Genomic DNA, 11879 nt, shown 5'->3' with positions numbered 1-11879 from the left:
CTTTTAATCTGGCCCAGTGAGGCCGGAAAAGGAGAGGAAGATGAGCTGTAATTATACGAAAAAGCATATTGTGCCTGTTTTCGGCAAGGAGCCGGAGACAGGCATTTTTATTGCCAAAATTTGCGAAGACTGGCACTTCGTTGCCAAAATTCGTAAAGACTGGCACTTCGTTGCCAAAATCCGCAAAGACAGGCACTTTGTCGCCCGGAGGGGGTTATGAAACTTCGCGAGAAAGCAAAAGTGATGGATGCCGGACAGATCGAGAACGCCCTGGTGCGTATCGCCCACGAGATAACCGAGAATAACAAATCTGTCGAAGGGCTCGCGATAGTGGGAATAAGGACAAGGGGCGCCTTGCTTGCCGACCGGCTTGCCCGGAAGATGGGAGCCATAGTCAACCGGGAGATCCCGGTAGGCGCCCTGGACATAACCCTTTACAGGGATGACCTTACCGACGTCGCGGAACAACCGGTTGTCCATAAGACCGAGATAGATTTCGATATACAGGATAAGGTGATAATCCTGGTAGATGACGTCCTCTATACCGGCAGGACGATAAGATGCGCGCTCGACGCCCTGATAGATTTCGGCAGGCCGAAGAGCATACAGCTGGCCGTGCTGGTAGACAGGGGCCATCGTGAGCTGCCGATAAGGGCCGATTACGCGGGGAAGAACATACCTACATCGCAGAAAGAGACGGTACAGGTCAAAATAAAAGAAGCAGACGGCGAAGACGGTGTTGTAGTCGCCGAAATGGAGGGATAGATATGGCCGTCAAGTGGACGAAAAAAGACCTTCTGGGCCTTGAGAGCCTCTCGGCGGATGAGATAGGGCTCATCCTCGAGACCGCCGACTCGTTCAAGGAGATATCGCAGAGGCCGATAAAGAAAGTCCCGACGCTCCGCGGCCAGACTGTCGTCCTCTTCTTCTTCGAGCCGTCGACCAGGACGCGCACCTCGTTTGAGCTCGCCGCGAAACGCATGAGCGCCGATATAGTCAATATCCAGACGAGCGCCTCGAGCCTGACCAAAGGGGAGACGTTAAAGGATACGGCCAGGAACATAGAGGCGATGAAGGTAAATATCATAATAATGCGGCATTCGGCCTCCGGGGCGCCGCAACTCCTGGCAGAGTCGGTCTCGCCGTCGATAATAAACGCGGGCGACGGCTCGCACGAGCATCCGACCCAGGGCCTGCTCGATATATTCACGATAAAGGAACACAAGAAGAAAGTCGCCGGGCTGAACGTATCGATAATAGGAGACATCGCCCACTCGAGGGTGGCGCGGTCGAATATCTGGGGACTGACCAAACTCGGCGCGAAGGTCACGGTCTGCGGGCCGGCGACGCTTATGCCGCCGGAGATAGAAAAACTCGGCGTGAAAGTGACATATGACATTAAAGAGGCGATCGAGGGCGCGGATGTCATAAATATGCTGCGGATACAACTCGAGCGCCAAGGGCAGAGCCTCTTCCCATCCATAAGGGAATATGCCATGAAGTTCGGGCTGGACGCTGAGAAGTTGAGATACGCGAAGAAAGACGTCCTTATAATGCACCCCGGGCCTATCAACCGCGGCGTCGAGATCACCCCTGAGGTGGCTGACGGGCCGTATTCCGTGATCCTCGAGCAGGTGACGAACGGCATCGCGGTGAGGATGGCGGTCCTGTACCTGGTGTCAGGCGTAAAAGAGAGGATCGAATGACATGGATATCATCCTGAAGGGCGGATATGTGGTCGATCCGGCGAACGATCTCAATTCGGAAGCCGACGTCCTTATAAAGGGCGATAAGATAGCGCAGGTAGGCAAGAATATCAAGTCGAACGGCGCCAAGTCCATTGATTGCAAAGGGAAACTGGTATTCCCCGGGCTTATAGATATGCATGTCCACCTGAGGCAGCCGGGCAGGGAAGATGAGGAGACGTTTGTCACCGGTTCAAGGGCGGCGCTCAAGGGAGGATTTACTTCGGTCCTGTGTATGGCTAACACAAACCCGGTCATAGACAATAAGGGTGTCGTGGAATATATCCTCTCCGAGGCCTCGAAGACGGGGCTCATTAACATCTATCCCGCAGCCGCGGTGACGAAAGGCCTCGAAGGCAAAGAACTTACCGAGATAGGCCAGATAGCCGAGGCCGGGGCGAAGGCCTTGTCAGACGACGGAAAGCCGGTGATGAACGCCGAGATATTGAGGCGGGCGCTCGAATACGCGAAGATGTTCGGCCTGCCGGTGATATCGCACTGCGAAGACGCGAACCTGTCTAAAAACGGCGTAATGAACGAAGGATTTATCTCGACGAAACTCGGGCTGAAAGGGATACCGCGCGCGTCGGAAGTAGTCATGGTTATGAGGGATATAGAGCTGGCCGGGCTTACCGGCGCGAAGCTGCACATCGCCCACGTATCCGCAAAAGAGAGCGTCGAGGCGGTAAGGGAAGCGAAAAAAAGAGGGATAAAAGTGACATGCGAGACTTGCCCGCACTACTTCACGCTTACAGAAGAGGCGGCGCTGGGTTTTAATACGAAGGCGAAGGTTAATCCGCCGTTGAGGGCGAAGGAAGACCTGGCGGCGATCAAGAAAGGATTATCCGACGGGACGATAGATGTGATCTCTACCGACCACGCGCCGCATTCCGTCGAAGAAAAAGACGTCGAATTCGATTTTGCCGCGAACGGGATGATAGGCCTGGAGTTCGCCTTATCGCTCGCTAATACGGAATTGGTGAAAAACAGAACCCTCGACTGGAGCGGCCTCGTAAGTAAGATGTCGGCAAATCCCTCGGCGATATTAGGCCTCAAGGGGAAAGGTTCACTCGCCGCGGGAAGCGACGCTGACGTCACGGTCTTCGACCCTGCCGCGGAATGGATCGTCGAGGAGAAACACTTAGAATCCAAATCGAAGAACACGCCGCTGGCCGGCAGGAAGATGGGCGGGACGGTTCTCGTTACTATAGTCGGCGGAAAGATAAAATACGAAAACGGGAAATTCGATTAAAAAGGAGGGTATAATGGGCCGCGGAATTATGATAGTCTTCGCTTTTGCGATGACCCTGGTCTTCATTGCGGGGTGCGCCACCCCGGAGCCGTATTTGAAAGGAAAAGAAAAGCTGGAAGCAGGCGATTGGCTCCACGCCGGCGACATCGCGTACCAGCTCAAGGATTGGGACAATGCCCAATATTATTACGACCTCCTGGTAAAGAAATACCCGGACAGTTATTACGGGAAAAAGGCGAAAGAGAACCTCGGATATATCAATTACCAGAGGTCGCTTATCGGTAAGGCCGTAGGCAAAGGGACAGAGGAGCTAGAGCCAATCTTTTAATGGAATTTGCAGCTGATTTCCATATCCATTCGAGATACAGCCGCGCGACATCGGGATCGATGAACGTCAAAGAGCTCTCCCGCTGGGCGAAGATCAAGGGGATATCCCTCCTCGGCACGGGAGATTTCACCCACCCGCTCTGGTTCTCCGAATTGAAGAGCGAACTGCAAGAAGCGGGGGGTGGGCTCTATGAACACGGCGGCGTGAATTTCATATTGACGGTAGAGGTCTTCAATAATTTCTACGTCGAAGGGAAATCCAAGAGGATACACAACATGGTTTTTGTCCCCGATATGGGGACGGCGGAAAGATTGAACGCAAAACTGGGAGAATGCGGGGACCTCTTTTCCGACGGGCGCCCGATACTGAACATGAGCGCCAGGGACCTCGTCAGGGCGTGCCTCGATGTATCGCCGGATTGCTTTATCGTGCCGGCTCACGCGTGGACCCCGCACTTCTCGATATTCGGGTCGAATTCCGGTTTCAACAGCGTCGAGGAATGCTTTAAAGATGAGGCGAAGAACATATATTGCCTCGAGACCGGCCTCTCGTCCGACCCGGCGATGAACTGGCGCCTGGGCAAACTCGACAGGTATTCACTGATCTCAAATTCTGATTCACATTCGCCCCAAAAGATAGGCAGGGAAGCGAACGTCTTCGATTGCGGGCTCGATTACAGGGAGATAATCGGCGCGCTAAAGGCCAAAGACAGAAAGAAATTTTTATATACCGTAGAATTCTATCCGCAGGAAGGAAAGTACCATTATGACGGGCACCGGAACTGCAATTCTAGGGTCTCCCCGAAAGAGGCGATAAAGAATCGGAACCTCTGTCCGGTCTGCGGCAAGAAGATAACCGTCGGAGTGATGCACCGCGTCGAAGAACTCGCTGACAGGCCCGAGGGATTCGTGCCGGAGGGCGCCATACCCTTCAAGAGCATGATACCGCTCGCGCAGATAATAGCCGACGCGCGTGGAGTAGGAGAACAATCAGTGGCGGTCGAACGCGAATATATGTCGCTCGTGAATAAATGCGGCAGTGAATTCAACATCCTGCTTAAGATGGGCGAAAACGACCTGAGGGCGCAGCTTCCGGAGAGGGTCGCGGAGGGAGTGATAAGGGTCAGGAACGGGAAAGTGGATATCCTCGCCGGTTACGACGGGGAGTACGGGAAGATAAAGATATTCGACAAAGAAGAAACGGGAGAGAAGCAGCTTACTTTATTCTGAGCGGAAAATGAAAGCATACCTTGTTCTGGAAGACGGAAGCGCGTATAAGGGCGAGTCGTTCGGCGCAGAGGGCGAGTCGTTCGGCGAGATGGTGTTTAATACCTCAATGACCGGCTATCAGGAGATCCTGACCGACCCTTCCTATAAGGGTCAGATAGTGATGATGACATACCCGCTTATAGGCAATTACGGCGTCAACGACGAAGATGTGGAATCCCGCAGGCCGTGGGCTGAGGGCTTCGTGATAAAAGAATTGAGCGGAACAGCCTCTAATTACAGAAAGAAAGCCACACTCGGCGATTATATGAAAAAGCATAAAATAGTCGGCATACAGGGCGTCGATACCAGGGCGATCACTAGGAAATTAAGGACCAAGGGCGCGATGAAATGCGCCATATCGACCGAGGAGCCGGATGAGAAAAAGCTTCTAGATAAAGTCAAAGGCTCGCCGGGCCTCTTAGGGAGAGATCTCGTCAAGGAAGTCACGTGCAAGAAACCCTTCGATTGGGGGGATGAGGGCGCCGTAAAGCCGCGGTTTACCGTCGTCGCGATAGATTGCGGGACGAAGTTAAATATATTCAGGAATTTGAGCAGGATAGGCTGCAGGGTCAAGGTCCTTCCGGCCTCTGCGACGGCAGAAGAGGTACTCGCGCTTAAGCCGGACGGGCTGTTCCTTTCGAACGGCCCGGGAGACCCGGAAGGCGTGCCGTATCATATCGAAGCCGTAAGAAAGCTGATTGGCAAACTCCCTATATTTGGCATATGCCTCGGCCACCAGATATTAGGCCTGGCATTCGGCGGCAAAACCTATAAGCTTAAATTCGGCCACCACGGCGGCAACCATCCGGTGATGGACCTGAGGACGAAAAAAGTCGACATCACGTCGCAGAACCACGGGTTTGCCGTGGATATGGATTCGATCCCGGACAAAGACGTCGTATTGACGCATATAAATCTCTATGACAGGACGGTAGAGGGCATGGAACACAAGAAGCTGCCGGTATTCTCCGTCCAGTACCATCCCGAAGCGTGCCCGGGCCCGCATGACGCCGAATATCTATTCGACAAATTTGCAACCATGATGAGCGAAAGGAAAGATGCCTAAGAGGACAGACATAAATAAGATATTGATAATAGGCTCAGGCCCGATAGTGATAGGCCAGGCCTGCGAATTCGATTATTCCGGGACCCAGGCGTGCAAAGCGCTCCGCGAGGAGGGGTTCAAGGTCATCCTCGTTAACTCCAATCCGGCAACCATCATGACTGACCCGGAAACGGCCGATGTTACTTACATCGAGCCGATAACCCCGGAAATGATAACGAAGATAATCGAAAAGGAAAGGCCGGATGCCTTATTGCCTACGCTGGGCGGGCAGACAGGCCTGAACTGCGCGATACGGCTCCACGAAATGGGCATCCTGAAAAAATTCGGGGTGGAGATGATAGGCGCGAAAGCCGAGGCTATAAAAAAGGCCGAAGACAGGAAACTTTTTAAGGAAGCGATGACGAAGATAGGCCTCGACCTCCCGAAGAGCGACCTCGCCTACAACATGGAGCAGGCGAAAAAGATCGCCGGAGAAATAGAATTCCCTCTCGTCATAAGGCCGTCATTTACATTAGGCGGCACAGGCGGGGGGACGGCGGCGGATTGGAAAGAATTTGAGGAGATCGCACAGAGAGGCCTTTCCTTAAGCATGATAGGAGAGATACTGATAGAGGAATCCGTCGTCGGGTGGAAGGAGTATGAGCTCGAGGTCATGCGGGACATCAAGGACAACGTCGTCATAATATGCTCGATCGAGAACTTCGATCCGATGGGGGTACATACCGGCGATTCAATAACAGTCGCGCCGGCCCAGACGCTGACCGACAGGGAATACCAGATAATGCGGGATTCGGCGATAAAGGTCATACGCGAGATCGGCGTCGAGACCGGAGGCTCGAACATCCAGTTCGGCGTTAACCCGGATACCGGCAGGCAGGTGATCATCGAGATGAACCCGAGGGTATCGAGATCGTCTGCCCTGGCCTCCAAGGCGACCGGCTTCCCGATAGCCAAGATCGCGGCGAAACTTGCTGTCGGCTACTCGCTCGATGAGATACCTAACGACATTACCAAAGAGACGCCGGCCTCTTTCGAGCCGACGATAGATTATTGCGTAGTGAAGATACCGAGGTGGGCTTTCGAGAAATTCCCGAAGGCCGACCAAAGGCTGACCATACAGATGAAATCGGTCGGCGAGACGATGGCAATAGGCAGGACGTTCAAAGAGGCGCTGCAGAAAGGGATAAGGTCGCTCGAGATAGGGAGGTTCGGCCTCGGCTCCGACCCGAAGGATGAGTACGAAGCGAGGTCGAAGGGTCCCAATTTCAAGCAGGAGATAATAGAGAAATTAAAAACGCCCAACCAGGACAGGTTATTTTATATCAGGTACGCTTTAAAAGAAGGGCTTACGATAGAAAAAATATACGGGCTTACGAAGATAGACCCGTGGTTCCTCCAGAACATAAAGGAGATAATCGAGGTCGAAGACCAGATAAAGAGCTCAGAGATGACAGGCGAATTTCTCCTGAAAGCTAAACAGTACGGGTTCTCTGATAAGCAGATCTCGCACCTGCGCGGTTCGGACGAGATGGGTGTAAGGAAGTCGAGGATAAAAGACGGGACAGGCGCGGTCTATAAGCTGGTCGACACCTGCGCCGCGGAATTCGAGGCGTATACGCCTTATTTCTATTCGACATACGAAGAAGAGGATGAGATGAGGTCCTCCGCGAAAAAAAAGATAATGATACTCGGGGGCGGCCCGAACAGGATAGGCCAGGGCATTGAGTTCGATTATTGCTGCGTCCATGCCGCTTTCGCGCTCAAGGAGATAGGCTGCGAGACGATAATGGTAAACTCCAATCCCGAGACCGTCTCGACGGATTACGACACCTCGGACAAGCTGTATTTTGAGCCGCTCACCATCGAGGACGTCCTTAATATAGCCGATAAAGAGAAGCCGGACGGCGCGATAGTCCAATTCGGAGGCCAGACCCCGCTGAACCTGGCGGTAGCGTTAAAGAAGGCCGGCCTCAAAATAATCGGGACGACGCCGGAGGCGATAGATATAGCTGAGGACAGGGAGAAATTCAAACTCCTCGTCGAGAAACTGGGATTGAGGCAGCCGGTAAACGGGACCGCCGTCGATGTCAAAGGCGCGGTAGAGGCAGCGAAGAAGATAGGCTACCCGGTCCTGGTCAGGCCTTCCTATGTCCTGGGAGGGCGCGCGATGGAAATAGTCTACGATGACGAGTCGCTCGAGTATTATATGACGCATGCGGTAAAGGCCTCTCCCGAATTCCCGGTGCTGATAGACAAGTTCCTCGAGGACGCGATCGAGGTCGACGTCGACATGATAGGCGACGGAGAGACATTCGTGATAGGCGGGATAATGGAGCACATAGAGGAGGCCGGAGTCCATTCCGGAGACGCCGCGATGGTCCTTCCGCCGCATACGCTGGGCAAGAAAGTCATTGACGAGATAAGGCAGGCGACATTCTCCATGGCGAAAGACCTGAACGTCGTCGGGCTTATGAACGTCCAATATGCCGTGCAGAAGGGGGTCGTTTATATATTAGAGGTGAATCCCCGGGCCTCGAGGACAATACCTTTCGTCAGCAAGGCGATAGGGGTGCCACTCGCGAAGCTCGCGGCAAAGGTCATGGCAGGGAAGAAATTAAAAGACCTCGGTTTCACCAAAGAGATCACCCCGCCGCAGATATCGGTGAAAGAATCCGTCTTCCCGTTCGTCAAATTCCCGGGGATAGACATAATACTCGGTCCTGAGATGAGGTCGACAGGCGAGGTCATGGGCATAGACGTGGATTTCGGCAGGGCGTTCGCGAAATCGCAGATGGCGGCTAACAGCGCGCTGCCGACAGAAGGCACGGTCTTCGTGAGCGTCCAGGACGCCCATAAGGCGAAGATAGTCCCGATAGCCAAGAAATTGAGCAAGCTGGGATTCGACATGATCGCTACCGCGGGTACGGCGGCGACGCTCAAAGAAGCCGGCATCGCGGCTACCCGGATCCACAGGATAAGCGAGGGGAGCCCTAACATACTCGACCAGATGAGGGAAGGAAAGATAAAATTGATCATAAACACGCCTTCCGGAAAGAAGCCGAGGGAGGATGAGATAAAGATAAGGTCGCTCGCGGTTTCGCTGGGCGTTCCGTGCGTCACGACGATGCCGGGAGCGGATGCCGCGACCAAGGGAATAGAGGCGATCAAGCAGCATTCCGTAGGGGTAAGGCCATTAAAGGAATGGCACGCAGCCATATGATACAAGAGACGGGAAAAGTCCTATCGAACAGGAAGATAAAGCCCGGTTATTACATGATGGCAGTAAAGTGCCCGTCCATCGCGAAAAAAGCGAAGCCAGGCCAGTTCCTGACGATAAGGTGCGGCGACACTGACACGCCGCTGTTGAGGAGGCCGTTCGGTTTCCACAGGATAAAGGTTTCGGGTTTCGAGATATTATACGAGATAATAGGCAAGGGGACGCATTACCTCGCGGGTTTGAAGCCGGGAGATAAAGTAGATATCCTTGGCCCGTTGGGCAACGGGTTCACGGTTCCGAAAGGCGCAAAAAGTTTTGTGGTGATCGCCGGCGGCATAGGCGTGGCGCCCCTGGCTTCCCTTGCCGAATCGCTCGTAAAAATAAAGAAAGCCGATGTCTACGCGATAATAGGCGCCAGGAATAAAAAAATCCTCCTGTGCGAAGAGCACTTCAGCGGCATCGGCATAGAGACGATGGTCGCTACAGACGACGGCAGCTGCGGTAAAAGGTGCTTCGCGACCGATGTTTTAAACGGATTCCTGTCGGCAAAAAAGAGATTACGGCCGGTTATATTTACCTGCGGCCCGAAGCCGATGTTAAAAGCCACGGCTCAGATCGCGAAAAAACGCGGGCTTGAATGTTACGTCTCTTTGGAGGAGAATATTGCCTGCGGGGTGGGCGCGTGCCTGGGGTGCGCGATAAAGACAAGATCGGGGTATAAACTGGTCTGTAAAGACGGCCCGGTCTTTAACGCTAAAGAGGTAATATGGTAAAGCCGAACCTTAAGGTGAAGATAGGCGGGCTCGAACTTAAGAATCCGGTGCTTGTCGCATCCGGGACATTCGGGTCAGGTGAAGAATACGGGAAGCTCGTAGACCTGAACAAGCTTGGGGCTATCGTGACCAAATCGGTGACCCTGAACCCCAGGGAGGGTAACGTCCCTCCTCGCGTCGTCGAGACGCCGTCAGGCATGCTCAATTCCATCGGGCTCCAAAATGACGGCATAGACGCCTTTATCAAAGATAAGCTCCCGTTCCTGAACAAGGTCAAGACAGCGGTCATCGTCTCGATAGCCGCGCACAGGGTGGAAGATTATGCGGCGATCGCCGGGAAGTTCGATAAAACAAAAAGGATAGACGCCATAGAGATAAATATATCATGCCCAAACGTGAAGGGCGGGCTTGAATTCGCGAGGGAGCCCGGTTCGACGGCCGCCGTGGTCGGGGCGGTAAGGAGGGCTTCAAGAAAACCGGTCATTGCAAAGCTTTCTCCCAACGTAAAAGACATAACCGAGATAGCGATGGCCGCGGAGGATGCGGGCGCGGATGCGGTTTCGCTGGTAAATACATTTACAGGGATGGCGATAGATATAGATACGAAGAGGCCGGTCCTGGGTAATATAATAGGAGGCTTAAGCGGTCCGGCTATAAAGCCGGTTGCCTTGCGCATGGTCTGGGAGACGGCTAAAAAGGTGAAGATACCGGTCATCGGCATCGGCGGCATAATGAATTACGAGGACGCGGTTGAATTTATAATAGCCGGCGCTTCCGCTGTCCAGGTCGGGACCGCAAATTTCGTAAATCCGAAGGCCGCTGCCGATATCGTCAGGGGGATAGAAGAATATATGCGGCAAGAGAAGGTAAAAAACATAAAGGAACTCACCGGATGCCTCAGGGCATAAAAGCTTCCGAAAAACTTATAGTAGCGCTCGACTTGAGATCGCTCGCCGAGGCAAAAGAGATGGTAAAAAAATTAAGCCCGGACGTGCGGATATTCAAGGTCGGCATGGGCCTGTTCACTTTATGCGGCCCGGATGCGGTCGCGCTCGTGCACGACAGCGGCGCCAGGGTATTCCTCGACCTTAAATTCCACGACATCCCCAATACCGTCGCCCATGCGGTAAGGTCGGCCGCGAAGTTAGGCGTGTTCATGATGAATATCCACGCGCTCGGCGGTTCGGAGATGATGATGAGGGCCGTAGAGGCGGCGCGGGAGTCGGAGAAGAAGCCGAAACTCCTGGGAGTCACGGTGCTTACAAGCATGGACCAGTCTTCGATAGGCGAGGTCGGTATAAATATGAAAATTGAAGACGAGGTCGTCACGCTTGCGAGACTGGGGAAAGACTCGGGGCTTGACGGGGTGGTGGCTTCACCCGGCGAGACAAGCCTCATCAGGAAGAACCTCGGCAAGGATTTTATAATAGTAACCCCGGGGATACGCCCGGCAGGCGCGGAAAAGGACGACCAGAAGAGGATAATGACCCCGGCGGGTGCTGTTAGAGCCGGGGCCGATTATATAGTTGTCGGCCGCCCGGTGATCGAGACTAAAGACCCGCTAGCGGTGGCGAGGAAGATAATAAAGGAGATGGAGAGTTGAACCAGGAAGCGGTAATGAAGATATTCGAGGAACAGGGCGCGTTCCATAAAGGCCATTTCAAGCTCTCGAGCGGGCTGCATAGCGAGTATTACCTCCAGTGCGCGCTCGTTCTGGCCGATCCCGCGATTGCCGCAAAATTATGCAAAGAACTCGGCGGCAAGTTTAAAGGCGAAAAGATAGACGTCGTGATAGGGCCGGCTGTCGGCGGGATCACCGCGGCCTATGAAGTCGCCCGCGCCCTGGGCGTAAGAGGGATATTTTCCGAGAGAGCAGAGGGGAAGATGGCATTGAGGCGCGGGTTCAAGCTTAAGCCCGGCGAAAAAGTATTGGTAATAGAAGATGTCGCCACTACCGGCGGCTCGGCTCAGGAAGTCGTAGACCTCGTAAAGGGCCTCGGCGCGGAAGCGGTAGGTGTTGGCGCGATAATTGACAGGTCGGGCGGCAAGGCGAAATTCAGCGTACCTTTCAAGTCGCTCGCCCAATTGAAGATCGAGACATTCCAGCCTGAAGACTGCCCGCTCTGCAAAGCCGGAAAACCGGTCATCAAGCCCGGGAGCAGGAAATAGTTTAAGTTTCCGCGATATGTTTTTTGGGGAATACGAAACGGGGGAGAACCGAAGTATTCGG

Annotated in this window: 12 protein-coding genes; all 12 read left to right on the top strand. The window is 53.8% G+C overall.

Annotated elements, in window-relative coordinates:
- The first annotated feature begins 40 nt into the window (after nucleotides 1-40).
- From PHO67_03485 to pyrE, 12 genes are read left to right on the top strand one after another with little or no spacing between them, the layout of a single operon-like run.
- On the top strand, nucleotides 41-220 hold the full coding sequence (locus PHO67_03485) for a hypothetical protein (protein MDD5546211.1): 180 nt from the start codon (nucleotides 41-43) through the stop codon (nucleotides 218-220).
- Nucleotides 217-765, top strand: a complete 549-nt coding sequence (gene pyrR / locus PHO67_03480) for a bifunctional pyr operon transcriptional regulator/uracil phosphoribosyltransferase PyrR (GenBank protein ID MDD5546210.1) — start codon at nucleotides 217-219, stop codon at nucleotides 763-765. The genes PHO67_03485 and pyrR overlap by 4 nt, the downstream gene beginning before the upstream one ends.
- 2 nt (nucleotides 766-767) lie before the next feature.
- Entirely contained in the window at nucleotides 768-1706 is a 939-nt protein-coding gene (locus PHO67_03475) for an aspartate carbamoyltransferase catalytic subunit (GenBank protein ID MDD5546209.1), read from the top strand.
- Between the two features lies 1 nt (nucleotide 1707).
- Nucleotides 1708-2997: a dihydroorotase gene (locus PHO67_03470; GenBank protein MDD5546208.1), complete on the top strand. Its 1290-nt coding sequence runs from the start codon at nucleotides 1708-1710 to the stop codon at nucleotides 2995-2997.
- A gap of 13 nt (nucleotides 2998-3010) precedes the next feature.
- On the top strand, nucleotides 3011-3325 hold the full coding sequence (locus tag PHO67_03465) for a hypothetical protein (protein ID MDD5546207.1): 315 nt from the start codon (nucleotides 3011-3013) through the stop codon (nucleotides 3323-3325).
- Nucleotides 3325-4554 (top strand): endonuclease Q family protein, encoded by a 1230-nt coding sequence (locus PHO67_03460; GenBank protein ID MDD5546206.1) that lies wholly within the window; start codon nucleotides 3325-3327, stop codon nucleotides 4552-4554. Before PHO67_03465 ends, PHO67_03460 begins: the two co-directional genes overlap by 1 nt.
- Nucleotides 4555-4561: 7 nt before the next feature.
- Nucleotides 4562-5659, top strand: coding sequence for a glutamine-hydrolyzing carbamoyl-phosphate synthase small subunit (carA, locus tag PHO67_03455; protein MDD5546205.1), 1098 nt, complete (start codon nucleotides 4562-4564; stop codon nucleotides 5657-5659).
- Entirely contained in the window at nucleotides 5652-8879 is a 3228-nt protein-coding gene (carB, locus tag PHO67_03450; protein ID MDD5546204.1) for a carbamoyl-phosphate synthase large subunit, read from the top strand. The genes carA and carB overlap by 8 nt, the downstream gene beginning before the upstream one ends.
- The gene (locus tag PHO67_03445) at nucleotides 8861-9649 is read left to right on the top strand and encodes a dihydroorotate dehydrogenase electron transfer subunit (GenBank protein MDD5546203.1); all 789 of its coding nucleotides are present in this window, start codon (nucleotides 8861-8863) and stop codon (nucleotides 9647-9649) included. Before carB ends, PHO67_03445 begins: the two co-directional genes overlap by 19 nt.
- A complete protein-coding gene (locus PHO67_03440; GenBank protein ID MDD5546202.1) occupies nucleotides 9643-10557 on the top strand; it encodes a dihydroorotate dehydrogenase in 915 nt (304 codons plus the stop codon). The genes PHO67_03445 and PHO67_03440 overlap by 7 nt, the downstream gene beginning before the upstream one ends.
- Nucleotides 10542-11252 carry an orotidine-5'-phosphate decarboxylase gene (gene pyrF / locus PHO67_03435; protein ID MDD5546201.1) on the top strand — a complete coding sequence of 237 codons (711 nt, stop codon included), beginning with the start codon at nucleotides 10542-10544 and terminating at the stop codon, nucleotides 11250-11252. Before PHO67_03440 ends, pyrF begins: the two co-directional genes overlap by 16 nt.
- Nucleotides 11249-11818, top strand: a complete 570-nt coding sequence (gene pyrE / locus PHO67_03430) for an orotate phosphoribosyltransferase (protein ID MDD5546200.1) — start codon at nucleotides 11249-11251, stop codon at nucleotides 11816-11818. The genes pyrF and pyrE overlap by 4 nt, the downstream gene beginning before the upstream one ends.
- The last annotated feature ends 61 nt before the right edge of the window (nucleotides 11819-11879 follow it).

The organism is Candidatus Omnitrophota bacterium, assembly GCA_028716565.1.
Classification (GTDB): Bacteria; Omnitrophota; Gorgyraeia; order Pluralincolimonadales; family Pluralincolimonadaceae; genus Pluralincolimonas.
The sequence above is the reverse complement of the archived record's forward strand: the minus strand, read 5'-3'. Positions and strand labels throughout refer to the sequence as shown.